This is a genomic window from Bradyrhizobium sp. BR 10289, from assembly GCF_019455385.1.
Classification (GTDB): Bacteria; Pseudomonadota; Alphaproteobacteria; order Rhizobiales; family Xanthobacteraceae; genus Bradyrhizobium.
In genome coordinates this window covers 334,426-358,840 of the sequence record NZ_JACOFR010000003.1, presented here as the reverse complement: position 1 = coordinate 358,840, position 24,415 = coordinate 334,426, and the positions used below count along the sequence as shown (strand labels likewise).

Here is a 24,415-nt window from a genome sequence, read left to right as displayed (position 1 = left end):
ACGGCCGTTCAGGCGATAATGCATCTGCTCCTCACATCGTCTTCAGAAATTCCACCAGCGCCCGCCGCTCCCCGGGCGTCAAAAGGCGCCCGATCACGCCGCCTTTTTCATTTTGCTTCGTCCCGTCACCATTGAACTCGTGCCCGGTGTTGGTGTTACCGCGCAGCCGCGTATCGAGCTCGAATCCGTTTTCCAGTCTGTCGGTGCTGTATCCGACATTGACCGGGTCGTATGCGCGGTTGCCCAGGTAGAATTTCGTCGGCCGCTCGCTGACCGGCGACAGTAGGGCATACAGGTTCGGTACCGAGCCGTTGTGCAGATAGGGCGGCGTTGCCCATATCCCGTTGAGCGGACGCGCCTTGTAGGCCAGCGGCGCCTGGATGCCGTTGTCGCGGTATCCGTTCATATCCTCGCGCTTTTCCGGCGAGACCGGCGGCGTCTGGCCCTCATACCAATGCTTGACGGTCTTTGCTGTGACCTCGCCGAGCGCGAGGCCGAAACTGTCGGAGGAAATATCGAGCTCCTTGGGAACGGCGACCTTGCGATCGAGCATGTCCTGGGCCTGCGCGGGGTCGGTGCCGATCTCCGTGATCCTGACGATTGGGACGCGGAGATAACGCTCGCCGGGATAACGCTCCACTGTCCGACCGTCCGGCAACGACCAGAAGTCCGAGGTCCAGAACTCGGCCGAACTCACCGGCGGCAGGTGGCATCGCTGGCAATGCTCTCTGTAGAGAGCCGCGCCTTGCCCGGCGAGAGTCTTGTCGATCGGAGGAAGCTCGGAGGGCCATTGCGGTGACTTCAATCCGGTGAAGCCCGTGCTCGCATTCGGCTGCTTGCCGGCCAGCGATTTCTCGATCCTGTCGAGGTTCACGAATTCGATGCCTGAATTGTACAGCCCACCCCGCGCATCCGTCAGATTGATCATCGCCGATACGCCCATGGCTTCGCCGGCATTGCGCACCATGGGCTGCTCGATCGACGCGTTGTACTGGACCCAATCGAACCACGAGGCATCCCAGATGCGCGGGAAATGCACCGGCGCCGAGGTGGCGGCATAGTTGGCGGGAGTCTTGAGGTCGACCGCAAACACCTCGTTGCCGATGCGGTTCAGCGCGTCGAGCCTGCCGAACCCCTCGACCACGCTCTGCGGCGCAACCATGGTGTCGAGATCGGACAGCCACTTGCCCTGCGCCAGGATCTTGCCGAGTTGCGCACGCAACTGGCTCTTTTCCACCTCGCTCGGATCCGGGCCAATGATTTTTTCGGCAAACCGGTCGAAGCGGTAGGGAACGACGCTGGTGAAGAACAGCGAGAGGCCGAGTGCCGTCCGGAATTTGCCGAGATCGGTGAGGGCGGGGCCGCCGTCGACCAGGAATTCCGTCCCGTTGTAAGTGAAGCGTCCGGTGTGGCACGCCGCGCAGGTCAGCCCGATCCGCGTCAAGTCATTGTAGGGCGCCCGCGGATTTTTCCAGGGCTGTGCGGTGGCATCGACCATGGCCTTGCCGCGCGCCATGCCGATCGGCAGTCCGAGCTTGGGGTTGGCCGGATCGGGGATGAAGCCGAAACGGTCGAGATAGACAGGGTCGCTCAAGAGTCCGACCGAGGTCAGCGATATCTCCGGCTGCTCGAGGGCCATGAACCATTCGTAGGGAATGTGGAAGGTCGCCGTTCCCTGATCGGCGTGGTGAAACCATTCGCGCTGATCCTTCCAGTTCTGGTCGAGCCAGCGGGTGTTCCGGGCGGTCGGATATTCCGGCAGCTTCACCCTGATCCCGTCATAGACCTTGGCGACATAGGGGTAGCCGATCACACTCGCGATCACGACGAGTGCGGCAACCACGACCGAGAAGAGCAGGGCCAGTGAGGCGACGATCGAATTCGGTTTCCACGCCATTTTGCTCTCCTTGGAATCGATCATGAGCCCGTGCCCGCGGCGGGCTCGGCGAGAGATCGCAACGCGGTGATGCCCGGCAAGAAGAAATACTCGCCGCCGCGCGTGCTCACGAAAGCCGGTAAATTCTTCAATCGACGCCGCGGCGGCGGGACTCGCGGGATCGTGAAGGTCCCGCTGCCGTCATTGCCGCCGATCATCGGATCCCTCTCGTTCTCGAGGCCCGCGAAGTTTCCATCGTTGATCCAGACCTTCTGAACGAATTCGAACTGGCGTGCGATGTCGGCGTTCACCAGCAGCATGATGGCGCCGCGCGCGGCGCCGTCATCGGCGGTCGCATCCGCAGGCAGGCGTGATCCGTAAGGCAGGCCCTGGCGCAGCAGCCGATGCCGATGGACGGACGCGCCATTCGGGCCGGTCAACCCCGAGCGTGGATTGAGGCGCCGCACATGCGCCCCCATCGGGCAGCTCGTTCCCTGCAAATCGTCGAGATAGGTGAAATCATTGTTTCGCTGCGGATCGGCCGCGAGCGCCGGATCGTCCCGCTCTGCCGCCAACGCCAGCGGCGCGCCGCTCGGCCAGCGGCCCATCATCTTCGCGGCCAGCAGCGCGGCGTCGGCGTCGTCCCTGGCGCAGCTGCGCAGATAGTTGCGGAAGGCCCAGACATTCTGGTGCAGCTTGCGCAGCACCACGAAGCTGCCGTTGCCGCTGAAGCTTGCCGGGGTGGGCAAGTCAGCGACCGCACCCATCTCGTCCGGCTGCCCGAGTACGAACTCCCCGGCCTTCAGGGCTCGCCAGCCGCCTGCGTCCGGAATGCCCGCGCCGGGCAGGACGGGCTCGCCACTGCCTTCGATGGCAGGTTGGGTAATTCCGTCGCGGTAGCCGAAGTGCTCGATCGGAACGAGCCCGCCATCCGGACCGGGTAATAGTTTCGCGTCGATGGCAATGGCTGCCGTCAAGCCGTTGTCGCGTACTTCGGACAGCAATGCGGCCGAAGCCGCATTGCGCTCCGCTTCTGTCATCGCACTCACCACGGCGAGCACGTGCACGCGCGCGTTGAACGGTGGATCCCACCGCGCCGGAGCGCTGTCGCCGACATCGCCGAGCCGGTCGGCGCGCGCGGCCATCCCTTGCCGGAATTCCTGCGAGAAGCTCGACAAAGTGGCTTGCGGCACGCCGATCGCCGACAGGCCCTGCCATGAGAGGGCGACGTTGAAGGCCTGCGAAGGCGATGCGTCCAGGCCCGCCACCGTGGTGCATCGCCCGGCAACGCCGGCGAACCATCGCCGTGCCTTCGCCGAATCGCTCACGTTCAGCACATGATAATGCGCAAACGGGAAGCGATATGGCCGCATCGTCATCCCCTGGATATCGGTCCGATCCAGCTCGCCGGCTGCGGACTGGGCAGCCATGCTCGTCAACCGATCTGGTCGAGGAACGTGTCGAACTTGCCCTTCCAGTCCAGCGCCTTGTTGATGTCCGCGACGGTCGCGTTCGGCGTGGCGCAGTAATAGCCGGTGGTCTCGACGGCGCTGCCGAGAATGTAATCGCGCAGCTTGGGATAATCGCGCGCTCCCGGATAGCCTTCGCAATGGCCCCAGATCGCGTCGATGCCGTCGGGGGCCCGCTCGGCGAAATCGCGCATGTAATCTTCGACGTCGCCGTCGAAATTCGTTGCAAAGAACAGGCGCGTGTCGTCGTCGAAGATGACCCAACGCACGATGTGGATGGTGCCGAGCGACGCGATCTTGCCGCCGTTTGCGGCGGTCAGCGCCTGCAGGGTCTTGCGCAGCGCCTCGGCATGACCAGGAATGATCCTGGTGATGGCGGTCAGAGCGCTGATCTTCCCAGCTTTCAGTACAACTGACATGGCAACTCCTCCCTCTCTCCGCTGCAACCGTTGCGCGTGACTCATGCGCTGCGGGCAGCAATGTCGGCATTACGCCCGCGACTTTAGCACCATATACAGCTAGAGATTGTGACTTGTTTCACACCGGAAAGGCGCGTTGCTCCCGGAGTATGTTGCGGATCGTGCTTAGGCGGCATGTCGCTACCGGTTTCGCGCGACGAGCCATGGCGGATATTTCGTTGATGCGGCCCGACCATCGTCTGCGCGTGGCGCCTAAGTCCATTCGCGATTGTGAGGCTTGGGCCCGCGCCAGGGTCCTGCCGCTATGCTATGGCTGCTCCCGCAACGATGCGAGGCCAGCCATGCTCCCCATTCCCGCCGACATCTTCACCGAACAAGAGGACGTCTCGCCCGACAGCCTCGCCAATCTCGGCCCGCTCCGCCGGCTCGCCGGCATCTGGCAGGCGGACAAGGGCATCGACGTCAACCCGAAGGCCGACGGCCCGGAGCGGCGGACCTTCATCGAGCACATCCGCATGGATCCGATCGATCCGCAGGCCAACGGGCCGCAGCTGCTCTACGGCCTGCGCTATCACATCCACATCAACACGCCCGAGGAAGACATCACCTTCCACGACCAGGTCGGCTACTGGCTGTGGGAGCCCGCGACAGGGCTGATCATGCAGACGCTGGCGATCCCGCGCGGGCAGGTGCTGCTCGCCTCGGGCAACGCCAAAGTGGAAGACAGGACCATCGCGGTGACGGCAAAACGTGGCGATACCGCCTACGGGATCTGCTCGACCGATTTTCTGGAACAGGCATTCCGGACCGATCATTACCGTTGCGAGATTACCTTCAACGACGATGGCAGCTGGAGCTATCTCATCCAGACCGAGTTGTTCGTGCGCGGCGCGCCGTTCAACCATCACGACAGCAACACGCTGAAGCTCGTCGCGCCGCCAAAGCTCAATCCGCTCGCGGTGATCGTGAACGATCGCGCCAAGAGCGGCGGAACGGCGGCTTGAGCGTGACCGGGAGATTTGCATGAAGCCGTACGTTATCTGCCTGATGCATTCGAGCCTCGACGGCCGCACGCATCCCAGCCGCTGGCGTCCGAAGGGCGCCGGCACGGACTGGTTCGAGACAATCCATGAGGAGCTTGGCGGCGATGCCTGGGTGATCGGCCGTGTCACCGGCTCGGAATTCGCCAAGGGCCAGCCCTATCCTGCGACGAATGAGAAACTACCCCGCGAGAACTGGTTTGCGCGGCGCGAGGCCAAGACTTACGGCGTCGTGCTCGACGCGCAAGGCAAGATCGGTTGGGGCCGCGCCGACATCGGCGGCGACCCGATCGTCGTCGTGCTTACCGAGAGCGTGCCGGATTCGCATCTCGCGGGGCTTCGCGGCGAAGGCGTTTCCTACATCTTTGCCGGCAAGTCCGAGATCGATCTCGCGCTGGCGCTGGAGATCCTCAACCGCGAGCTCGGGGTGAAGCGGCTGCTGGTGGAGGGCGGCGGCGTCGCCAACGGCGCGTTCCTGCGCGCCGGTCTGATCGACGAGTTCAACCTGATCCTCAGTCCCACGATCGACGGCGCCAGGGGCGCGCCGTTCGTCTTCGACTCGGTCGAAGCCGACAACGACAAGCGCGCGCCGCTTGCCGCGATGACGCTGGACAATGTGCGCCAGCTCGGCGGCGGCGTCCTGCTGCTGCGGTACCTGATCAAGAACGATCCGCAAGGCTCGGCTTCGCAAGATTTGGCCGGGTAACGCGCGGGCATGTCGGACAGGCCTGAGCACATCATTGTCGTCGGTGCCGGCGCGGCGGGCCTGATGGCGGCGCGCGCGCTCGCGCTTGCCGGCAGGAGGGTGACGATCCTGGAGGCGCGCGAGCGCTGTGGCGGGCGTATCCATCCGTTGCCTGTGGCGGAGTTCGGCTACCGCGCCGATGGCGGTGCCGAATTCGTCCATGGCGAGGCACCGGTCACGCGCGCGCTGTTGCGCGAGGCTGGGCTGTCGCTGCAACTGATCGAGGGCGTGCAGTGGAGCTTTGACGGCGCAGGCTTTTCGCGCGAAAGCCGCCGCGATCCGCATGACGCGGAGCTGCATGCCGTGCTCGGCGCGTTGAAGGACGACCTCACCGTCACCGATTTCCTGCAGCGTCATTTTGCCGGCCCCGAATATGCCGGGCTGCGCCATTCCATCGAACGCATGGTCGAAGGCTACGACGCCGCCGATCCCGCGCGTGCGTCCATCCTGGCGCTGCGCGAGGAGTGGATGGACGGCTCTCACCACACCCAGGCGCGCATCGTCGGCGGCTATGGCGCGCTGATCGATTTCCTGGCGGCCGAATGCCGCAGGCATGGCGCAGCGATTAGCCTCGGCTGCGTGGTGTCATCCATTGCGGAAGAGAGTGGCACGGTCGTGGTCCGCTGCGGCAATGGTAGCGTGCACAGCTGCGATCGCGTGATCGTCACCATGCCGCTGCCGCTGCTGCGGGATATCGCGCTGCCCGCGGCCGTGCGCGCCAAAGCCGACGCCGCCAACGATATCGGCTTCGGCAATGCCATCAAGATCCTGCTGCGCTTTACGCGGCCGTGGTGGCGCGAGCAGCGGCCGGAGCTCGCGGACATGTCGTTCCTGCTGTCGCAGCAGACGATCCCGGTGTGGTGGGCGCGACATCCGGACCCCAATCCGGTGCTCACGGGATGGTTCGGCGGGCCGCGAACGGCGGAGCTGGACGGTCTCGATGCGCAGGGCCTGATCGATGCCGGCCTCTCGTCGCTCGCCGCGATCTTCGCCCTGCCGCGCGAAACCATCGCGCGCGATCTGATGGCTGCCGCGGCGATCAATTGGGCGCATGATCCGTTCGCCCGCGGCGCCTATTCCTGGGCGACGCCGCGCTCGCGCGAGGCGCAAACGATGTGGGCGCGCCCTGACGGTCCCGTGCTGTTCTCCGGTGAAGCGCTCTATCGCGGCCGCGACATGGGCACGGTCGAGGCGGCGCTGGCGAGTGGGCTCGAGACGGCGCGGACGATCCTGCGCGGATGAAAAAAGGCCCGCGCATTCGCGGGCCTTTCGTGTCTCCGCAGCAGTCCGCTCACCAGCGACTGCCGCCGAAGCCGAAGGTCACGCTCGGACCGCCGCCGTAATAGCCGTACGGCCCGCCGCCATAATAGCCGTGGTGCCGCGGGTAATAGCCGTAGTTGCGATAATAATGCGGGCGATAATGGCCGTGGTGAGGACGCCAGTGATGATGGCGGTGGCCATGATGATGGTGCCGGTGCTGCGCGCTGATGTCGGTCGGCGCCTTTTGCGCGGCCTTGTCAGCCGCGTTGGCGAATCCGCCGGCGAGCGCGGCAGCACCGACAGCCATCGCGACAAAGAGATACTTCATGTCATCACTCCAGTTGAACGTGGTGCGACAACAGATGGGCGCTGGCTGCGTTCCGGCGAGTGCGGGCGTCGAAACGACGCAGTGGACGATGTCGCGTAGCGTTAACGATCGTTCATCGTGGGATTTATTGTCGCATCAGCGGCGCTGATCGCGCCATTGCCATCATCTCGCCGCGAATGATGCGATGACGTCCTGCGTCGTGACGATGCGCGCGAACTCGCCGTTGAGATTCGACAGCGTCATCGCATGGATCTCCTCGGCGGAATGGGTATCGCCGTCGGGCCCGATCCGGTCGAACGTCCAGGTCGCATCGCGCACCAGGCGCGCATCGAAGCCGAGATTGCCCGCCATCCGCGTCGTCGTCTCCACGCAATGATTGGTGGTGGCGCCGCAGATGACCAGCGTGGTGATGCCGGCCGCACGCAGCCGTGCCTCGAGATCAGTGCCGATGAAGGCGCTGTTGACGCGCTTGACGATGACAGGCTCACCTGCCTCCTCGCGCGCCTCGTCCTTCACCGCGTAACCGCTGCGCGACGGCAGAAACGTCGAGTTCGGCTTGGTGCCCTCGTGGCGGATGTGAAAGATCGGTGCGCGATTCATTCTGAAGGCCTTGAGCAGATCTGCGATGCGCGCCACCGCATCCGGATTGTTGCGCCGCTTGCCCGCCGCTTCCCATTCGTCGAAGGCGCGCTGGACGTCGACGACGATGAGGGCGGGGAGGGGGCTGGTCATGGAGGTGACTTTCAGGCTGCGTGCGGAGCCGAGTATGCGAGGCGACTGAAGTGGCAGGCAATGCCGATCTTCCCTCGTTTCGGGACGGCGCTCGTGCCCCGGACGCAGCGCAGCGTCTCTTTGACGGTGCGCTGCAGAGCCGGGGCCCATGTTTCGGAGAGCGCAATTGTCGCGTGGGTCCCGGCTCTGCGCAGCAACGCCAAGAGCGTTGCAGCGCGTCCGGGACACCAGATATCATGGATTGCTCCGGAGCATGGCCGCCTTGCTGAGGATCAAGGCGGCGAGAGCTGGCCAGCCTAGTGTCGAGCCCCCAGATTCAGGCCAGGAAAGGACGCCATGCCGGGACCGATCAGTCAACCGCTGACGCTCGCCGACGTAAAGACCCTGCCGGAGCTGCTGCGCTGGCGCGTCAGGGCGACGCCGGCGGCGGAAGCCTATCGCCATTTCGACGCGGGCGCGCGGCGCTGGGTCAGCCAGTCCTGGCGCGAGATCGACGCGGAATTCGAGCTGTGGCGGCGGGCGCTGGCCGCGGAGAATTTGCCGCCCGGCGAGCGGGTGGCGATCCTGATGCCGAACGGCATCCCGCATGTCGCGATGGACCAGGCGGCGCTGTCGCGCGGGCTCGTGCCGGTGCCGATGCACGCGGTCGACAACCCCGACAGCATCGCCTACATCCTCGGCGATTCCGGCGCGCTGCTGCTGTTCGTGGATACGCTGGAGCGCTGGCAGGCGATCGTGGCCACCGGCCAGCCGCTCGATCATCTCAAGCGCGTCGTCTGCGCCGATGCGAGCGGGCTCATCACGCCTGATGCGCGCATCGTCGGGCTCGACCATTGGCTGGCACAGGCGCCCGGCGCGAGCGCGCCGCTGCCCGATGTGGCGGTCGAGCCGGATGATCTTGCCGCGATCGTCTACACCTCGGGCACGACCGGGCGGCCAAAAGGCGTGATGCTCTCGCATGACAATGTCGTCGCCAATGTGAAGGCGATCGCGAACCGCATCGCGGCCGAGCCTGACGACGTCTTCCTGTCCTTCCTGCCGCTGTCGCACACGTTCGAGCGCACCGGCGGCTATTACTATCCGATCGCGGCCGGGGCCTGCGTCGCCTATGCGCGCTCGGTGCCACAGCTCTCGGAGGATCTGAAGCATGTGCGGCCGACGGTGCTGGTCTCGGTGCCGCGGATCTATGAGCGCATCCATGCGCTGATCATGCAGCATCGCGCCGCGGCCGGAGGCGTCGAGCGGACGCTGCTCGATCTCACCATTGCCGTCGGCGGCCGGCGTTTCGACGCGCGTCAGGGGCACGGGTCGCTGTCGCTGCTCGACCGGCTGGCCTGGCCGCTGCTGAAGCGTTTCGTCGCCGACAAGGTGCTGATGCAGCTCGGCGGCCGGCTGCGTGTCGCCGTCTCCGGCGGCGCGCCGATCGCCGAGCCTGTCATCCGCCTGTTTCTCGCGCTCGGCCTCGATATCCTTCAGGGCTACGGCATGACCGAGACCTCGCCGGTCGTGTCGGTCAACACGCCCGAGGACAATGATCCGCATTCGGTCGGCCATGTCCTCGATGGGGTCGAGGTCAGGCTGGGCGAGAACGACGAGCTGCTGGTGCGCGGCCCGAGCGTGATGCTCGGCTATTGGCACAAGCCTGACGAGACGCGCCGCGTCAAGCAGGCCGACGGCTGGCTGCACACCGGCGACCAGGCGCGCATCGAGAACGGCCGTATCACGATCACCGGCCGCATCAAGGATATCCTGGTGACGTCCACCGGCGAGAAGATCGCGCCGGTCGATCTGGAGACCGCGATCCTCGCCGATCCCCTGTTCGAGCAGGCGCTGGTGGTCGGCGAGCAGCGTCCCTTTCTCACCGCGCTGGTGGTGCTCAACGCCAAAGCCTGGGTGAAGGAGAAGGAGCGGTTGGCGGCCAGCGGCAAGCAGGGCGGCGCGGCGGAACGGGCGGCGCTGCTCGCGCGCATCGCGGCAGCGGTGAAATCCTATCCGTCCTACGCGACCCCGCGCGCGGTGTGGTGGACGCTGGACCCCTGGACCATTGCCGCCGGCCTGCTGACGCCGACCCTGAAGAACAAGCGCCCGGCGCTCGAACATCGTTTTGCAGACGAGATCGCGCAGATCTACGCGAAGAAGCCGCCGCAATAACATCGACGTGATTCACACCTCGTGCCGCGCTTGATCCAGCGCAACTTCAGCTGCGCCTGCGCATGCAATGTCGCTGCGACAATTCGTATTGCAATCGAGGTAGGTCATGAAAGCGTATTTCATCGGTGGTGGCATCGGGTCGCTCGCAGGCGCGGCGTTCCTGGTTCGCGACGCGCAGTTGCCGGGGCGCGACATCGTGATCTACGAGGCGCAGCCGCTGGTCGGCGGCAGCCTCGACGGCGCGCTGCTGGCGAGCGGCGCCTATTCACTGCGCGGCGGGCGCATGCTCACCACCGATCATTACGAATGCACCTGGGATCTGTTGTCGAGCATTCCCTCGCTCGAACATCCCGGCCTCAGCGTGCGCGAGGAGACGATCGCGTTCAATCTGGAGAATCCGGCGCATTCGCAGGCGCGACTGGTCGATCGCAACCGCCACAAGATCGACGTCTCGCATATGGGCTTCTCGGCGCGCGACCGGCTCGAGCTGCTGCGGCTTACCGAGGCTTCGGAGGAGACGCTCGGCAACAGCCGCATCACCGACTGGTTGTCGCCGGCGTTCTTCGAATCGAACTTCTGGTACATGTGGCAGACCACTTTCGCGTTCCAGCCTTGGCACAGCGCGGTCGAGCTGAAGCGCTATCTGCACCGCTTCATGAACGAGTTCCCGCGCATCGAGACTCTCGCCGGCGTCAAGCGCACCGTCTACAATCAGTATGATGCGATCGTGCGGCCGCTCGCCGACTGGCTGAAGCGGCAGGGCGTGCAGTTCGTACGCGGTACGGCCGTCACCGACATGATGCTCGAGGATGAGGGCGGGCGCGTGCGCGTCCGACAGCTCGTGCTCGACCGCGATGGCCGCACCGCCAATGTCCGCCTCGAGGACGGCGATCTCGTGTTCTTCCAGAACGGATCGATGACGGATGCCTCGAGCCTTGGCACCATGACCGACCCGGCGCCGTACCTGACCAAGAAGGACAGCCAGGGCTGGATGCTGTGGGAGACGATCGCACAAGGACGTCCCGAATTCGGCAATCCGGCCGCGTTCAACACCTCGATCCCGGAATCCTACTGGCTGTCCTTCACCGTCACCTGCCGCGACCCGCGCTTCTTCGACAGGATGGAGGCGTTCTCCGGCAACAGGGCCGGCACCGGCGGGCTCGTCACGTTCAGGGATTCCAACTGGCTGATGTCGGTGGTGCTTTATCGCCAGCCGCATTTCGCAGGCCAGCCGAAGGACGTGCAGGTCTTTTGGGGCTATGCGCTGCATCCCGACCGCATCGGCAATTTCGTCGCCAAGCCGATGTCCGAATGCGGCGGCGCCGACATCTTGAACGAGCTGTGCGGGCATCTGAATTTCGATCGTGAGGTGTTCGAGACGGCGACCTGCATTCCCTGCCGCATGCCCTACATCACCAGCATGTTCATGCCGCGCAGCGCGACTGACCGGCCGCTGCCGGTGCCGAAAAATTCGGTCAATCTCGCCTTCGTCAGCCAGTTCGTCGAGATCCCCGACGATGTCGTGTTCACCGTCGAATATTCGGTGCGCGCGGCGCAGATGGCGGTCTACCAGCTCATGAAGATCGATCGCCCGGTGCCGCCGGTGACCCGTCACGACAAGTCGCTCGCGGTGATCTTCGCGACGCTGGAGAAGGCGTTCGCGTGAAAAGTTTTCTCCCTCGCCCCGTTCTTACGGGGAGAGGGTTGGGGTGAGGGGCTGCTTCCGCAATTGTGGTGGGAGTTGGACTCGCGGAGAGTCCCCCTCACCCGGATCGCATCTGCGATGCGATCCGGCCTCTCCCCGCGAGCGGGGAGAGGCAAGAAGAGCTACTTGAACGGATCCTGGATCGACGGCGACGACTGCCTGATGCGTCGCACGCTCACCGGTCTACCGTCGGAGACGAACAGCAATTCGTAGCGGCGGCCCTCGCTGTCGGTCGCCGTGCAGGTGACGTCGTTGACCTTGCGGGCGGCGAAGTTGCCGGTCTGGCGGCAAAGGCCGGTCGAGGCCTGCTCCGCCGGCACCGGCAGGCCGTCGATCCTAGGCCGGTTCTTGGAATTCAGCAGCATACGGTCGATCGGCAGCTCGTAGGAATTGTCGTCGGCCCGCTTGCCGTTCTCGCCGGAGAACGACACGACATGGTTCTCGTCGCTGGGATCGTCGACCGCGACCGCGAAATTGACCCGGCCCTTGTCGCCATGGGCGTAGGCCACAGTCTTGCAGGCATAGGCGCGCCCCGCGACCTTCAGTGTCTTGCAATGGCCGGACATCAGCGCCAGCAGGTCGATGAGAGCGGTCTGCTGCGCCGGCGGATTGTTGACGGGGATCGGTGCGGAAGCTTCGCCGAAACAAGGGCTTGCGAAGGCGATGAGGGTTGCGGCCAGAACCGGTCGGCGGAGGCGCATCGTCAGGCTCATATGCCAGAGGCCACGGTGGCGGAAAAGTTCCGCGCAATAACCATCGAACCGCAAATTGGTTGCGATCCCGTTTGTTCAGCCAAGCCCGCCTGGAATACCACCGCGCCACCCCTGGCGATTCGCCCCCGATCGCCCCATCCGTCCCGTAGGCACTTGCCGTCAGGCCGATGTTTTTTTCGTGGCAAAGCTAGTGCATGGCGGCCTGCCAGCGCCTATCGCGCAGCGACGGCCGGCGGTGCAGGCGGGCGTCGAGCATGGCGCGGGCCCGGGGGAGATCGCCGCTGCGCATGAGGGCGATGATAAAGGTGTCCTCGATCAGCTCGCGCTGGGCATGGCTGCCGCCGATGCGCACGACCTCGCCGAGCACGGGTGCGAGCGTTTGCACGCATGACGCGTAATCCTCGTCCGCGAATGCGACGAGCGCGCGGCAGATCGCCGGCACCACGGAGCCCGCCGGCAGCTTGCCATCGGCGAGCCGCTGCTCGATTGCCGCAAGGCGCGCGGCGAGGGCGTCGCGATTCTGCGTCGCGGCGGCGAACAGCGCCATGTGAACGTCGGCGAATGGCAGGCTCGATTTCGGGAACAGTTTTTGCGCGGCGGCGTCTGCCTCGAGCCACAGCGGCTTCGGCACGGCATGGCCATAGGCTGAGAGGCGCCAGAGCAGCGAGGCGCCGTCGGTGACGACGTTGAGCGGGGGCGCATGAGTGGCCGAGGGCTGAAGAACGTCGGCATAGATTTTGAGCGCACGCGCCGCATCGCCATGCTCGAGCGCGCCGAGCGCCTGGTGCCAGCGGATGTGGCCATGCAGGATGCCGGCGCGATCGTATGACGGGATCCATTCGTCGACGAGGCGGTCGGCGTCGTCGATCGAGCCGTCCTCGAACATCGCATGCAGCACCGCGTGTGCGGCGTGAGCATTCTGCCGGCGCAGGTTGAAGCCGCGCTCGGTGACGGCGCGGCCGCGCGCGACGTCGCCGTTCTCGGTCATCGCCCAGCCGGACATGGTGAGGAACCACCAGTCCTCGCCATAATGATGCGCGACGCTCTGACACAGCTCGTGCCGGGCGCGGTCGTGATCGGCCATGCCGGAGAAGGCGAACAGGCCGAACGCGCCGAGCGGCAGCGACAACACCAATGCATCGCGCGGCCATGCCCCGATATGCTCGCGCATCGCGGCGATCGCCTCGGGCAGTCGGCCTTCAATCGCGAGCGCCAGCGTCTCGACGTGCGAGCGCTCGCGCTCCGTGCCGCGCCTGGCGACGAGCTCGCGCGCGAGAGCCGCCTTCTGCCGCGCGAGATCGCCCTGCTGGTAGAAAGCGTGCACGCGGGCGCGAGCGATGTGGGCCAGCGCGAAATCCGGATCGGTCGCGATGGCGCGCTCCAGCATCTCCGCCGTGCCGGTCCATCCCGCCAGCATGAGGTCGACGCCCTCGCGATAGGCGCTTGCCGCCTCGTGTGACGAAGTTGAGAGCGGCAGGCCGTAGCGGTCGTCATGCGCCATCGTTCTCTCCCGCGCTCACGCCGTCCGCGCGCGGCGGCCTTCGATCGGATAGGCGGGGTCATTGTAGCCCGGCGTCGAGGGATGGCCGGGCACGACCAGGCGGTCGATCAGCGCTTCGTCGTCGGCGGTGAAGCGATAATCGAGGGCGCTGATATAGCCGTCCCACTGCTCCTCGGTGCGGGGACCTGCGACGATCGAGGAGACGAAGGCCGAGTTCAGCACCCAGCCGACCGCGAACTGGCCGGCGGTGATGCCCTTCTTCTCGGCGTGGCTCTTGATCTCCTGCGCGAGCTGAAGCGATTCCGGCCGCCACTCGGTCTGCATCATCCGGGTGTCGTTGCGCCCCGCACGCGTCTCCTTGTCGGGGGCGGCATCCGGCCTGTACTTGCCGGTGAGCACGCCGCGCGCCAGCGGGCTGTAGGGCACGATGCCGAGGCCGTAGTAAGAGCAGGCCGGAAAATGTTCGACCTCCGGCATGCGGTTCATCGCGTTGTAATAGGGCTGGCTCACCGCGGGACGATCGATGCCGAGGCGGTCGCAGATGTTGCAGATCTCGGCGACGCGCCAGGCGCGGTAGTTCGAGACGCCGAAATAGCGCACCTTGCCGGCGCGGATCAGGTCGCCCATCGCGCGCACGGTCTCTTCGAGCGGCGTCGCGTGGTCTTCCTTGTGCAGGTAGTAGATGTCGATGTGGTCGGTGCCGAGCCGCTTCAGGCTCTCCTCGGCGGCCCGCAACACCCAGCGGCGCGACAGGCCGACACGGTTGGGATCATCGCCCATTGGATTAGCGAGCTTGGTCGCGAGCACCCACGCGTTGCGGCTGCTTGCGATGGCACGCCCGACGACCTCTTCGGAGGCACCTTTTGAGTAAGCGTCCGCGGTATCGATGAAGTTGATTCCCGCGCCATGCGCCTTGTCGATGATCCGTTTTGATGCGGCCTCATCGGTCGGCCCGCCGAACATCATGGTGCCCAGACAGATCGGCGAAACTTTCAGGCCAGAGCGGCCGAGCTGGCGGTATTGCATAGGCTGTTTCCTCAACGCTTCAGTCGAGTGTCAGCATAGCCGTCTCATCCCGTCATTGCGAGTGCAGCGAAGTAATCCAGAGATGCGTCCTCCGCTGTCATCGTCCGCGAAGGCGGCCGATCCAGTATTCCAGAGGCAGCAGTGATGGAGCCGAGAAGCCGCGGCGTACTGGATTCCCCGCCTTCGCGGGGAATGACAGTGGTGGGTGTCGTGAGCTGCGGTGGCCGCCTTACAGTGCGCCCCTACGCCGGCCCCTTCAAAATCTTGAACACGCCGTTCGCCATCACGATGCAGCGATCGTCCACTGTCACCTCAGTGCTCATGAAGATCAGGCTGCGGGTCGAGCGCACCACGCGCGGGCGGGAGATCAGGATGTCGCCGATCTGGCCGGCTTCGACGAAATGCGTGTCGAGCTGCACCGTCGCCATGAACTCCTTGCCGGAGGTGTAGCGGGCGGTCATGCCGCAGGTGCGGTCGGCGAAGGTCATCATCACGCCGCCCTGGACCAGGCCGCGGCGGTTGTGGTGTTTGTCCTCGGTCGCGAGCGCGAATTCATACTGGCCGTCGACCTTGCGCTCCCACAACGGGCCGATCAGGTGCAGGAAGCCCGTGGTCTCGAGGACGCTCCAGCCCTCCGATTTGAGCCTTGCGGCGGCCTTGTTCGTCATCTCGTCGTCCATTCCTGTGCGGGCCTTGCGACCTCATTTCATCGGGGGCGGACGTGGTGTAGTCAAGCATCATGAGACCGTTCGACGATGCCACACGGCGGAATATCGCGGCTGCTTGCGCCGCCTTCACGCGGCTGCCGCAGGATGATGCCACCTCGGCGCTGAAGCGCGCCGCGGTGGCAGTCGCGCTGACAGCAGCCGGCGAGGGCGGTGACACCGCGTTGCTGCTGACGCTGCGTGCATCGCACTTACGCGCCCATCGCGGCCAATGGGCGCTGCCGGGCGGACGCTGCGATGCCGGCGAGACGCCGGTCGAGGCCGCACTGCGCGAGCTCGACGAGGAGCTTGGCCTGCGCCTCACGGGCGCCGACGTACTCGGCACGCTCGACGATTATCCGACGCGGTCTGGCTATCTGATCACGCCGGTCGTGGTCTGGGCCGCGGACAGTGCCGCGATCACGCCCAACCCGGACGAGGTCGCCTCGGTCCACCGCATCGCGCTTGCGACGATCGAGCGCGACGACGCCTTCGACTTCACGGTCATCCCCGAGAGCACCCGCCGCGTGATCCGCTTCCATCACCGGATGAGCCTGATCCATGCGCCGACGGCGGCGCTGATCTATCAGTTCCGCGAGGTGCTGGCGGGGCGGCACACCCGCGTCACCGAGCTGGAACAGCCGGTGTTCGCCTGGAAGTGACCCAAGGAGCTTAAAAAAAGAGGTAAACGGCGCGTTAACGTGACGGTTACCGGATGCCTGCTAAGAGGGCAGCATGCATCATTCGATTCGACATGCCGTGAGGCTGGTTCCACTGGCGCTCGTCCTGCTTGCGCCCGCTGCGCGCGGCGGCGAGGCCGATGTTCTGCCGCCGGCCGTCCGCAATGCCAATGCCCAGCTGCTGTCGCAGTTTTTCACGCAAGGTGGCGCATCGCCCGCCGTGCTCGAATATCGCCGCAAGCTGCAGGAATATCAGGCTGCGCGCGCAGCCTTCGAGGAGGAAGCCGGCGCCTATTGGAGCCAGATCTCCGAGAAGCGGAAAGGCCGCAACGCCAAGCGGCGCAGCGGACAGCAGATCACGCTCGACGATTACGTGCTGGAGCACCCGCCGCTCTACACCGGGCCGAAGCGGCCGGTGAATCCGGAGCCGGAGCAGACCCCGGAACGCCCCGAGCGAAAGCCCATTCCCGTCGTCGCCGATCTCCTGCGTGCCGCGCAGGAGCTGTACCAGTTCACGCCGCAGCGGCCCGCGAGCGAGGTCGAGTTCAAGCGTGCCTATGCGCGCTACGCGCTCGCGTCCGGCCTGACGCGCGAGCAGGCGGTGCGGGTCTATTCGTTCGAGACCGGCGGCACCGGCAGCTACGACGTGCAGGCCGGCATCGAGCATGGCGGCAAGCGCGCGATCTCGACCGCGATGGGCTACAACCAGCTGCTGACGACCAACAGTGTCGAGCTGCTCGCCGAGCAGGGCCACGAATTCATCCGCGCGCTCTCCGACAAGGTTGCGAAGACCTCAGGCCCGCCGCGGCAGGCACTCGAGCACAAGCTCGCCGTGCTGAAGAAGATGGTGGCGCATGCCAAGGCGGTGCCCGACACCTGGTCGGAGCACGAGAAGATCGGCAACACCGCGCAGGGCTGGGCCATGCATGCGATGGTGCTCGACATCGACATCGGCCCGATGCTGCAGACCCACAAGCTCTTGACATCGGTGCTGTTCGCGCGCGCCAAGGGTTACATGCGCCCGCTCACCGCCGCCGAGCTCGAGATGATGAACCTCACCGGCGACGGCACCGGGCTCGACATGGTGACGATGCCGCAGGCGATGCGCGAGCAGGTGCCGACCTCAAACTTCTTCCAGCGCGGCGGCTACGAGCGCAACCCGGTCGCGATCCGCCACAACACGGTGGCGAAGCTGCTCGCGGTGACGGACGAGCGGATGGACTTCAACAGCAGCAAGCCCGGCGCGAAGGAACTGACGGCGGCGTTTTAGCCCTTCGCCCTGCCAAATCCTCCGCCGTCATGCCCCGGCTTGACCGGGGCATCCAGTACGCCGCGGCTTCTCGGTTCAATCACAACGGCCTCTGGAATACTGGATCGTCCGCCTTCGCGGACGATGACACCGAGAGCGTGGCGCTCTTGCTAATTCGACCCGAACTTGAACGTGCCGTCGCCTTCGAGATACGGGCCGCTGCGCATGTAGAGCTGGCCGTTCTGGCCGATGAAGAACAGCGTGCCCTTCGGCACCTTCTTGGCGCCCTTCAAGAGATCGCCGGCATTGTTGGTGCCCATCTTGTAGGAGAAGGTCTTGCCGTCCTTGTCATAGGCATAGCCGGTGTCGGGCTTGAGCTCCCAGGGCGTCGCCTGGGCTTGCGCCGATGCAGGAGCCGCGAATGCGCCCAGCACCAATGCGAGTGCAAATGTCTTCGTTGAAAATGCCATCATCCATCCTCCCCGCCATTGCGGCTTCCCGCCTTGAACAAATCACGAACGATGTTTCCGGGTCAATTCGCAAAACGCCGCAGCGCTTCACGTCTTGCCTCACAGTTTGTGATTTTCCCTTCGTCCCCTCGCGACTATGTTCCGCTTTCCGTCTAGAACGCAATTCGACAAAAAGATTGGTAGGGGCGATTCGAATGATCCATGTCATTAAAACCTGCTGGGCTGCCGCGCTGCTGTGCATGGCGCTGGCGCCCGCGGCCAGGGCAGATGATTACCAGCTCAGCCACAACCAGCGCATTTCGTGCAGCCGCGGCCTTGCCCCGGGCAAGCTGAACACCGCGACCTGCAAGTCCTACACTTATCTCTTCAACACCAGGACCTCGGAATATTTCCGCTGCCAGGTCTCGCTGGCGCTGACCCGCGACAACAAGGAAGTCATCAACGTCCAGACCGACGGCGGCTGCACCAAGAAGCCGCGCATCTTCGAGACCGACGGCCATTACGACTTCGACGCCACCGAGACCGAGCCGCCGAACACCAATTCGTTCTTCGGCCCCGGCGGCTACTCGATCTGGGCCGCCGACATGGCCGCGCAGAAGATCCGCGGCTGCATCACCATCTCCTCCGGCCTCGGCTCCGACATCTCCAAGTGCCTGGACATGACGTTCCAGTGATGGCTTGCCGGCGACGGCGAGGTGCGCGCCGCGGCTTGACTGCGCCACCTCGCCGCACCCGTGGGGTTCCAAAAGTCGAGCCGCGACAGCCGTTTACCGCAGTCCTGTTTTGACTATTGGACGGGTTGACCCGCATCCCTCATCCGGCCAATTTCGCCGCCGGTTTGGGGAGTAAAACAACCATGAAACGGACGATTTTCGGCGTGGCCGCGGCGCTTGCCCTGGCGGCGTCGGCACCTTGCGCGCAGGCGCAATCCTTCATCAACGTGCTGACCGGCGGCACCTCCGGCGTCTACTATCCGCTCGGCGTCGCGATCGGGAAGATCTACGGCGACAAGATTCCGAACGTGAAGACGCAGGTGCAGGCCACCAAGGCGTCGGTCGAGAATCTGATCCTGCTGCAGCAGGGCCGCGGCGAATTGGCGTTCACGCTGGGCGACTCGCTCAAGGCCGCCTGGGACGGCGAGGAGGAGGCGGGCTTCAAGACCAAGCTCGACAAGCTCAGGACCATCGGCGCGATCTATCCGAACTACATCCAGATCGTTGCGACCACTGAGTCCGGCATCAAGACGCTGGCGGACCTCAAGGGCAAGAGCCTGTCGGTCGGCGCGCCGAAGTCGGGCACCGAGCTGAATTCCCGCGCGATCCTCGCCGCCGCCGGCATGAGCTACAAAGACCTCGGCAAGGTCGAATATCTGCCGTTTGCCGAATCCGTCGATCTCATGAAGAACCGCCAGTTAGGGGCGACGCTGCAATCGGCCGGCCTCGGCGTCGCTTCGTTGAAGGACCTCTCGACCTCGAGCCCGATCACGGTGGTGTCGGTGCCGAAGGAGACCGTCGACAAGATCGGCCCGCCCTTCATCTCGGCGATCATCCCGGCCAACACCTATACCGGCCAGGACAAGGACGTGCCGACCGCGGCTGTCGTGAACTATCTCGTGACCAGCTCCGCCGTCTCCGACGACCTCGCCTATCAAATGACAAAGCTGGTCTATGAGTCGCTGCCGGAACTGCAGAACGCGCACGCCGCCGGCAAGGAGATCAAGCTCGAGACCGCCGCCACCGGCAGCCCGGTTCCGCTGCACCCCGGCGCGATCCGCTATTACAAGGAAAAGGGGCTGATCAAGTAAGATCGGCTTCCTTCGTATCGTCATGCCCGGGCTTGTCCCGGGCATCCACGTTCTTGGAGACACCGTAAGCCGTGGATGGCCGGGACAAGCCCGGCCATGACGTGTGCGGAGGCGGCGTCGGTGTTATGTTTGCGCTTACGGGGCTGAGGACGATTAAGATGCTGGAAAAGGCAGAGGGCACCGCAGAGCCCATCAAGGTCGAGTTCGACAATTTCGAGCACGGTTTCCCCGAGGGGTTCGGCCCGGGCTGGTGGGGCGCGCTCGCCTATTGGATCGGCATCGCCTTTGCGACCTTCCAGCTCTATGTCGCCGCCTTCAACTATCTGCCGAGCCAGGTGGTGCGCGGCGTCCATGTCGGCTTCCTGGTGCTGCTCACCTTCGGCCTGATCGCGAACTTCACCGCGAAGAGCAACGCCGGCCGTGCGCTCGGCTGGGTGATCGGCGCGGCCGGTTTCTTCTGCGGCCTCTACCAGTGGATCTTCTATGCAGACCTGATCGCGCGCGACGGCGATCCGACCAGGCTCGATCTCGCCGTCGGCACGCTGCTCGCGGTGCTAATCTTCGAGGGCACGCGGCGCCTGATGGGCGCGGCGCTGCCGCTGATGTGCGGCGCCTGCCTGCTCTATTGGTTCTTCGGCCAGTACCTGCCGTCGCCGCTGAATCATCGCGGCTATGATTTCGACCAGATCGTCACGCATCTGTCGTTCGGCACCGAAGGCTTCTACGGCGTGCCGATCTACGTCTCGGCGACCTACATCTTCCTGTTCATCCTGTTCGGCTCGTTCCTGGAGCGCGCCGGCATGATCCAGCTCTTCACCGACGTTTCTCTCGGGCTATTCGGCAGGACCCGCGGCGGACCTGCCAAGGTCGCGGTGTTCGCCTCGGGCATGATGGGCACGATCTCGGGTTCGGGCGTCGCCAACGTCGTCACCGTCGGCCAGTTCACCATTCCCCTGATGATCAGGTTCGGATATCGCCGCGCCTTCGCGGCGGGTGTCGAGGCCACCGCGTCGATGGGCGGCCAGATCATGCCGCCGGTGATGGGGGCGGTCGCCTTCATCATGGCGGAGACGCTCGGCGTCCAGTATTCGGAGATCGTCAAGGCCGCGGCGATCCCTGCAATCCTCTATTTCGCCTCCGCGTTCTGGATGGTGCACCTCGAAGCCGGCAAGCACGGCCTCACCGGCATGAAGAAATCGGAGACGCCGAGTGCCTGGCGCGCGCTGGTGAAGGGCTGGTATCTCGTGCTGCCGCTCGCGGCGCTGGTCTACATGCTGTTCGAAGGTTTCACGCCGCTCTATGCCGGCAGCATGGGCCTCGCGCTGACGGTGGCGCTGATCCTTGGCACCGCCATCACGACGGGGGCCTCCTCGATGGTCGTCCGTTCCATCTTCTGGGTCGGGCTCGCCCTGGTGGTCGCCGCATTGTCGCGTGACGGTCTCCAGATCGTGCCGGTCGCGAGCGTCGTCGTCGCCCTGATCGTGATCACCGCGTTCGTCCGCGGCGGCATCAAGGCCTTGCGCGACTGCCGCGATGCGCTCGCCGAAAGCGCAAAGTCCGCCATCACCGTCGGCATGGCCTGCGCCATCGTCGGCGTCATCATCGGCATGATGTCGCAGACCGGCGTCGGCACCATCTTCGGCGGCTGGGTGATCGGGCTCGGCGAGAAGAGCCTGTTCCTGGCGCTGATCATGACCATGCTGCTGTCAATCCTGCTCGGCACCGGCATTCCGACCATCCCGACCTACATCATCACCGCCGCGCTGGCCGCGCCGGCGCTGGCGAAGTTAGGGGTACCCCTGATCGCGAGCCACATGTTCGCGTTCTATTACGGCATCATGGCCGACCTCTCGCCGCCGGTCGCGCTCGCCGCGCTCGCGGCGGCGCCGATCGCGAAGGAGAACCCGGACAAGATCGGCTGGGAGGCGATGCGCATCGCGCTCGCCGGCTACGTCATTCCCTTCATCTTCGTCTATTCGCCGGCCTTGATGCTGCAGGCCGGCGATCCCATGGCCGTTAAACTCGGCTTCTACGGCGCGGTGGCGCTGGCGAGCTTCAAGGCGCTGGTCGCGATCGCGCTGTTCGGCATGGTCGCGATCGGCTTCCTGTTCACGAAGCTGACGCTGCTCGAACGCGCCGTTGCGCTCGGTGCTGCGTTCTGCCTGCTCGGCGACTTCGCCTTCAGCGACACCGCGGGCTTCGTGCTCGCGGCAGCGCTGGTGCTGTGGCAGTGGCGGCAGCGTCCGCCGGCCGTCGCCGAAGCCGCGTGAGCCTCTGCTTCGCAACGATGGGAGGCGTGAAGGCGCTGTCGCTCACCGCCTTCACGCTGGTCTGGACGCATTCGATCGCGAAGGTGGACTGGCAGGAAGACTGGCGCGTCACGCCCGCCGGTCTCGAACTGGTCGCTGCCCGCGTCAAGGGCACCGGCCCCGGCATGGAGCCGCCGCCCGAGGCGCGGCTGGTCGATGGCTGGTTTCAATGGCAGCCGCAGCGCGCGCCGATGCCGGAGGTGGTGCTGGGGAATTCCGGCGAGGCCGGCGAATGGCGATTATGTCACGATGGGAAGTGCCAGACGCTTTCGGAGATTGTCGGGCATCCCGTCGGTGCTAACGTCACCACGATGAAGATTTGTAGCGATCCGTAGCCCGGATGGAGCGAAGCGTAATCCGGGACCACTGCCCCCGGATTGCGCTGCGCTCCATCCAGGCTACAAGAAGAACAACAACACGGGAGACACGCGATGGATCGGCTCAAGGGCAAGGTTGCGATGGTGGTGGGGGCCGGCTCGATCGGACCCGGCTGGGGCAACGGCAAGGCCACGGCGGTGACCTTCGCGCGCGAGGGTGCGCAGGTATTTTGCGTCGACCGCAACGGCACCGCGGCCGAAGAGACCGCGAAGATCATCACCGGCGAAGGCGGCAAGGCGACCGCGTTCACGGCCGACGTCGCGCGACATGCCGAGATCGAGGCGATGGTGGCGGCGTGCCTGAAGGCCTATGGCCGCATCGACGTGCTCGACAACAACGTCGGCATCGCCGAGATCGGCAGCGTCGTCGATCTCGACGAGGAGCGCTGGGACCGCGTCTTCACCGTCAACCTCAAGAGCGCTTATCTCGCCATGAAGCACGTCATTCCGGTCATGGTGAAGCAGGGCGGCGGCTCGATCATCAACATCTCCTCGATCGCGTCGATCCGCCATGTCGGTATTTCCTATGTCAGCTACAACGCCAGCAAGGCGGCGATGAACCAGCTGACGCGCTCCACCGCGATCGAGTTCGCGAAGAACCATGTCCGCGTCAACGCGATCCTGCCCGGCCTGATGAAGACGCCGATGGTCGAGCATTCCGCTGGACTTGCCAACAGCTACGCCAAGGGCGACGTCGAAGCGATGTGGCGCGCCAGGGATGCGCAGGTGCCGATGGGCCACATGGGCGAGGCCTTCGACGTCGCGAATGCCGCGCTGTTCCTGGCGTCGGACGAGTCGAGATATGTCACGGGGATTGAGCTCGTGGTGGACGGTGGGATCACGTGCAAGGCAGGGGCTTGATACGCTGTGAGACCCGTCATCCTGAGGTGCGAGTGACGGGGCGCAAAGCGCCCCATCGGGAGCCTCGAAGGATGAACGGCCGAGATGCAGCCGGGCCGTCGCCCTTCGAGGGCCGCTGAAGAAGCGGCCACCTCAGGGTGACGGTCTTTGCGCTGGTGTTTCCGCTACAGATAGTTCACTGCGCCAGCGCCAGAATCCCTCCGGCGAACGAATGCCACGCCGCCGTCTCGCTGATCGGCCAATTCAAAAACTTCACCGCCAGCAACGCAAGCGTGCCGTAGATATAGACCGGATGCACGCGGCCTTCGCTGCGCCAGTCGCGCACCATGGCGACGACGAGCAGGAGCGAGGCGACCACGGCCGGGGCGATCGTCACCGGCACCGGCGGCGGGCCGGGCGGTCCAGGAGGGGCGAGGAAGGTGAGAAACCAGCGCGCGATCGCGGCGTCGAGGATCGAGACCGCGGCGAGCACCATCAGGCGCTTGTGAGTCTCGGGCTTGCGCGCGTTCATGATCGCGAGCACGAATACGACTGCAAAGAACGCGATGCCGCTCATCGGCACGATCGAGAAGGCGATGCCGGCCTCTTTCTGCCCGAGTGCGGCGGAATGCTGCATCACATGCACGGAGGCGAGGAAACCGAAGATGGTCATCGCGGTCGCGAGCGAGACGCCGGCGATGCCGAGTGCGCGGTGATTGACCAGGCGGCCCGAGGCCGCGAGCCAGGTCTGGATCACGAAATAGATTGACCAGCTGAAGAACAAGAGTCCGTGAAAATGAATCACCGGGCTTGCAGACAAGGTCCGGTGAGCGAGCGGCACGAAATAGGTCGGTGCGAAGCCGAGAAACGCCGTGGCGGCGCAGGCAAGGGCCATGTGCAGATAAAAATATCGTGCAGGCGACGCATCACGCGCGCGGACACGACGGTCGTCGATCAAGGTTGTCATCAGGGGTGAGTCTATGAGCAAACGATCCGGTTCACCCCCTGGACAGTCTT

At 65.2% G+C, this 24,415-nt stretch carries 23 protein-coding genes; 12 read left to right on the top strand and 11 right to left on the bottom strand.

Translation table 11 applies throughout. The features are described from left to right. Window positions 1-31 precede the first annotated feature (31 nt). From HYH08_RS08290 to HYH08_RS08280, 3 genes are read right to left on the bottom strand one after another with little or no spacing between them, the layout of a single operon-like run. The gene (locus HYH08_RS08290; RefSeq protein ID WP_220009274.1) at window positions 32-1,897 is read right to left on the bottom strand and encodes a di-heme-cytochrome C peroxidase; all 1,866 of its coding nucleotides are present in this window, start codon (window positions 1,895-1,897) and stop codon (window positions 32-34) included. A gap of 20 nt (window positions 1,898-1,917) precedes the next feature. Next, a complete protein-coding gene (locus HYH08_RS08285) occupies window positions 1,918-3,306 on the bottom strand; it encodes a Dyp-type peroxidase (RefSeq protein ID WP_220009273.1) in 1,389 nt (462 codons plus the stop codon). Between the two features lie 5 nt (window positions 3,307-3,311). Beyond that, window positions 3,312-3,764 carry a hypothetical protein gene (locus tag HYH08_RS08280; protein ID WP_220009272.1) on the bottom strand — a complete coding sequence of 151 codons (453 nt, stop codon included), beginning with the start codon at window positions 3,762-3,764 and terminating at the stop codon, window positions 3,312-3,314. A 341-nt stretch (window positions 3,765-4,105) separates the two neighbouring features. On the opposite strand from HYH08_RS08280, the gene HYH08_RS08275 reads away from it, so the two are divergent. Genes HYH08_RS08275 through HYH08_RS08265 form a run of 3 tightly spaced genes read left to right on the top strand, consistent with a single transcriptional unit; the run spans window position 4,106 to window position 6,791 of the window. Next, the gene (locus tag HYH08_RS08275; RefSeq protein ID WP_220009271.1) at window positions 4,106-4,768 is read left to right on the top strand and encodes an FABP family protein; all 663 of its coding nucleotides are present in this window, start codon (window positions 4,106-4,108) and stop codon (window positions 4,766-4,768) included. Between the two features lie 19 nt (window positions 4,769-4,787). Beyond that, complete coding sequence (locus HYH08_RS08270; protein WP_220009270.1) at window positions 4,788-5,510, top strand: RibD family protein; 723 nt, start codon at window positions 4,788-4,790, stop codon at window positions 5,508-5,510. Between the two features lie 9 nt (window positions 5,511-5,519). After that, window positions 5,520-6,791: a flavin monoamine oxidase family protein gene (locus HYH08_RS08265; protein WP_220009269.1), complete on the top strand. Its 1,272-nt coding sequence runs from the start codon at window positions 5,520-5,522 to the stop codon at window positions 6,789-6,791. 49 nt (window positions 6,792-6,840) lie between these two features. Here the strand turns inward: HYH08_RS08265 and HYH08_RS08260 are convergent, their stop codons facing one another. Both HYH08_RS08260 and HYH08_RS08255 read right to left on the bottom strand, forming a co-directional pair. Continuing rightward, on the bottom strand, window positions 6,841-7,137 hold the full coding sequence (locus HYH08_RS08260) for a hypothetical protein (protein ID WP_220009268.1): 297 nt from the start codon (window positions 7,135-7,137) through the stop codon (window positions 6,841-6,843). Between the two features lie 162 nt (window positions 7,138-7,299). Further along, window positions 7,300-7,869: a cysteine hydrolase family protein gene (locus HYH08_RS08255; RefSeq protein ID WP_220009267.1), complete on the bottom strand. Its 570-nt coding sequence runs from the start codon at window positions 7,867-7,869 to the stop codon at window positions 7,300-7,302. 336 nt (window positions 7,870-8,205) lie between these two features. Between HYH08_RS08255 and HYH08_RS08250 the strand changes: the two genes are divergently transcribed. Together HYH08_RS08250 and HYH08_RS08245 are read left to right on the top strand one after the other, a co-directional pair. Continuing rightward, window positions 8,206-10,020, top strand: coding sequence for an AMP-dependent synthetase/ligase (locus HYH08_RS08250; RefSeq protein WP_220009266.1), 1,815 nt, complete (start codon window positions 8,206-8,208; stop codon window positions 10,018-10,020). A gap of 106 nt (window positions 10,021-10,126) precedes the next feature. Continuing rightward, window positions 10,127-11,686, top strand: coding sequence for an oleate hydratase (locus HYH08_RS08245; protein ID WP_220009265.1), 1,560 nt, complete (start codon window positions 10,127-10,129; stop codon window positions 11,684-11,686). A 161-nt stretch (window positions 11,687-11,847) separates the two neighbouring features. On the opposite strand, the gene HYH08_RS08240 is transcribed toward HYH08_RS08245, so the two are convergent. The 4 genes from HYH08_RS08240 to HYH08_RS08225 form a co-directional block, all read right to left on the bottom strand. Continuing rightward, window positions 11,848-12,426, bottom strand: a complete 579-nt coding sequence (locus HYH08_RS08240; RefSeq protein WP_220009264.1) for a hypothetical protein — start codon at window positions 12,424-12,426, stop codon at window positions 11,848-11,850. A gap of 199 nt (window positions 12,427-12,625) precedes the next feature. Then, window positions 12,626-13,939: a tetratricopeptide repeat protein gene (locus tag HYH08_RS08235; protein WP_220009263.1), complete on the bottom strand. Its 1,314-nt coding sequence runs from the start codon at window positions 13,937-13,939 to the stop codon at window positions 12,626-12,628. Window positions 13,940-13,954: 15 nt separating this feature from the next. After that, complete coding sequence (locus HYH08_RS08230; protein ID WP_220009262.1) at window positions 13,955-14,965, bottom strand: aldo/keto reductase; 1,011 nt, start codon at window positions 14,963-14,965, stop codon at window positions 13,955-13,957. Between the two features lie 242 nt (window positions 14,966-15,207). Further along, window positions 15,208-15,633: a PaaI family thioesterase gene (locus HYH08_RS08225; RefSeq protein ID WP_220009261.1), complete on the bottom strand. Its 426-nt coding sequence runs from the start codon at window positions 15,631-15,633 to the stop codon at window positions 15,208-15,210. Between the two features lie 71 nt (window positions 15,634-15,704). On the opposite strand from HYH08_RS08225, the gene HYH08_RS08220 reads away from it, so the two are divergent. Together HYH08_RS08220 and HYH08_RS08215 are read left to right on the top strand one after the other, a co-directional pair. Continuing rightward, the gene (locus tag HYH08_RS08220) at window positions 15,705-16,331 is read left to right on the top strand and encodes an NUDIX hydrolase (protein WP_220009260.1); all 627 of its coding nucleotides are present in this window, start codon (window positions 15,705-15,707) and stop codon (window positions 16,329-16,331) included. A gap of 73 nt (window positions 16,332-16,404) precedes the next feature. Then, the gene (locus HYH08_RS08215; RefSeq protein WP_220009259.1) at window positions 16,405-17,619 is read left to right on the top strand and encodes a hypothetical protein; all 1,215 of its coding nucleotides are present in this window, start codon (window positions 16,405-16,407) and stop codon (window positions 17,617-17,619) included. A 149-nt stretch (window positions 17,620-17,768) separates the two neighbouring features. On the opposite strand, the gene HYH08_RS08210 is transcribed toward HYH08_RS08215, so the two are convergent. Continuing rightward, window positions 17,769-18,068 (bottom strand): hypothetical protein, encoded by a 300-nt coding sequence (locus HYH08_RS08210; RefSeq protein ID WP_220009397.1) that lies wholly within the window; start codon window positions 18,066-18,068, stop codon window positions 17,769-17,771. 194 nt (window positions 18,069-18,262) lie between these two features. On the opposite strand from HYH08_RS08210, the gene HYH08_RS08205 reads away from it, so the two are divergent. From HYH08_RS08205 to HYH08_RS08185, 5 genes are all read left to right on the top strand, one after another. Then, window positions 18,263-18,742, top strand: coding sequence for a hypothetical protein (locus HYH08_RS08205; RefSeq protein ID WP_220009258.1), 480 nt, complete (start codon window positions 18,263-18,265; stop codon window positions 18,740-18,742). 182 nt (window positions 18,743-18,924) lie between these two features. Next, window positions 18,925-19,872, top strand: coding sequence for a TAXI family TRAP transporter solute-binding subunit (locus tag HYH08_RS08200; RefSeq protein WP_220009257.1), 948 nt, complete (start codon window positions 18,925-18,927; stop codon window positions 19,870-19,872). A gap of 158 nt (window positions 19,873-20,030) precedes the next feature. Further along, complete coding sequence (locus HYH08_RS08195) at window positions 20,031-22,142, top strand: TRAP transporter permease (RefSeq protein WP_220009256.1); 2,112 nt, start codon at window positions 20,031-20,033, stop codon at window positions 22,140-22,142. Beyond that, on the top strand, window positions 22,139-22,516 hold the full coding sequence (locus HYH08_RS08190; RefSeq protein ID WP_349631405.1) for a DUF1850 domain-containing protein: 378 nt from the start codon (window positions 22,139-22,141) through the stop codon (window positions 22,514-22,516). Before HYH08_RS08195 ends, HYH08_RS08190 begins: the two co-directional genes overlap by 4 nt. A gap of 96 nt (window positions 22,517-22,612) precedes the next feature. Beyond that, window positions 22,613-23,419, top strand: a complete 807-nt coding sequence (locus HYH08_RS08185; RefSeq protein WP_220009254.1) for an SDR family NAD(P)-dependent oxidoreductase — start codon at window positions 22,613-22,615, stop codon at window positions 23,417-23,419. Between the two features lie 175 nt (window positions 23,420-23,594). Here the strand turns inward: HYH08_RS08185 and HYH08_RS08180 are convergent, their stop codons facing one another. Then, complete coding sequence (locus HYH08_RS08180; protein ID WP_220009253.1) at window positions 23,595-24,365, bottom strand: hypothetical protein; 771 nt, start codon at window positions 24,363-24,365, stop codon at window positions 23,595-23,597. Window positions 24,366-24,415 lie beyond the last annotated feature (50 nt).

Bases quoted from the DNA above. Each gene is read 5' to 3' on its own strand.
- HYH08_RS08290 (WP_220009274.1), bottom strand. From the start codon at position 1,897: ATGGCGTGGAAACCGAATTCGATCGTCGCCTCACTGGCCCTGCTCTTC.
- HYH08_RS08285 (WP_220009273.1), bottom strand. From the start codon at position 3,306: ATGGCTGCCCAGTCCGCAGCCGGCGAGCTGGATCGGACCGATATCCAG.
- HYH08_RS08280 (WP_220009272.1), bottom strand. From the start codon at position 3,764: ATGTCAGTTGTACTGAAAGCTGGGAAGATCAGCGCTCTGACCGCCATC.
- HYH08_RS08275 (WP_220009271.1), top strand. From the start codon at position 4,106: ATGCTCCCCATTCCCGCCGACATCTTCACCGAACAAGAGGACGTCTCG.
- HYH08_RS08270 (WP_220009270.1), top strand. From the start codon at position 4,788: ATGAAGCCGTACGTTATCTGCCTGATGCATTCGAGCCTCGACGGCCGC.
- HYH08_RS08265 (WP_220009269.1), top strand. From the start codon at position 5,520: ATGTCGGACAGGCCTGAGCACATCATTGTCGTCGGTGCCGGCGCGGCG.
- HYH08_RS08260 (WP_220009268.1), bottom strand. From the start codon at position 7,137: ATGAAGTATCTCTTTGTCGCGATGGCTGTCGGTGCTGCCGCGCTCGCC.
- HYH08_RS08255 (WP_220009267.1), bottom strand. From the start codon at position 7,869: ATGACCAGCCCCCTCCCCGCCCTCATCGTCGTCGACGTCCAGCGCGCC.
- HYH08_RS08250 (WP_220009266.1), top strand. From the start codon at position 8,206: ATGCCGGGACCGATCAGTCAACCGCTGACGCTCGCCGACGTAAAGACC.
- HYH08_RS08245 (WP_220009265.1), top strand. From the start codon at position 10,127: ATGAAAGCGTATTTCATCGGTGGTGGCATCGGGTCGCTCGCAGGCGCG.
- HYH08_RS08240 (WP_220009264.1), bottom strand. From the start codon at position 12,426: ATGCGCCTCCGCCGACCGGTTCTGGCCGCAACCCTCATCGCCTTCGCA.
- HYH08_RS08235 (WP_220009263.1), bottom strand. From the start codon at position 13,939: ATGGCGCATGACGACCGCTACGGCCTGCCGCTCTCAACTTCGTCACAC.
- HYH08_RS08230 (WP_220009262.1), bottom strand. From the start codon at position 14,965: ATGCAATACCGCCAGCTCGGCCGCTCTGGCCTGAAAGTTTCGCCGATC.
- HYH08_RS08225 (WP_220009261.1), bottom strand. From the start codon at position 15,633: ATGACGAACAAGGCCGCCGCAAGGCTCAAATCGGAGGGCTGGAGCGTC.
- HYH08_RS08220 (WP_220009260.1), top strand. From the start codon at position 15,705: ATGAGACCGTTCGACGATGCCACACGGCGGAATATCGCGGCTGCTTGC.
- HYH08_RS08215 (WP_220009259.1), top strand. From the start codon at position 16,405: ATGCATCATTCGATTCGACATGCCGTGAGGCTGGTTCCACTGGCGCTC.
- HYH08_RS08210 (WP_220009397.1), bottom strand. From the start codon at position 18,068: ATGGCATTTTCAACGAAGACATTTGCACTCGCATTGGTGCTGGGCGCA.
- HYH08_RS08205 (WP_220009258.1), top strand. From the start codon at position 18,263: ATGATCCATGTCATTAAAACCTGCTGGGCTGCCGCGCTGCTGTGCATG.
- HYH08_RS08200 (WP_220009257.1), top strand. From the start codon at position 18,925: ATGAAACGGACGATTTTCGGCGTGGCCGCGGCGCTTGCCCTGGCGGCG.
- HYH08_RS08195 (WP_220009256.1), top strand. From the start codon at position 20,031: ATGCTGGAAAAGGCAGAGGGCACCGCAGAGCCCATCAAGGTCGAGTTC.
- HYH08_RS08185 (WP_220009254.1), top strand. From the start codon at position 22,613: ATGGATCGGCTCAAGGGCAAGGTTGCGATGGTGGTGGGGGCCGGCTCG.
- HYH08_RS08180 (WP_220009253.1), bottom strand. From the start codon at position 24,365: ATGACAACCTTGATCGACGACCGTCGTGTCCGCGCGCGTGATGCGTCG.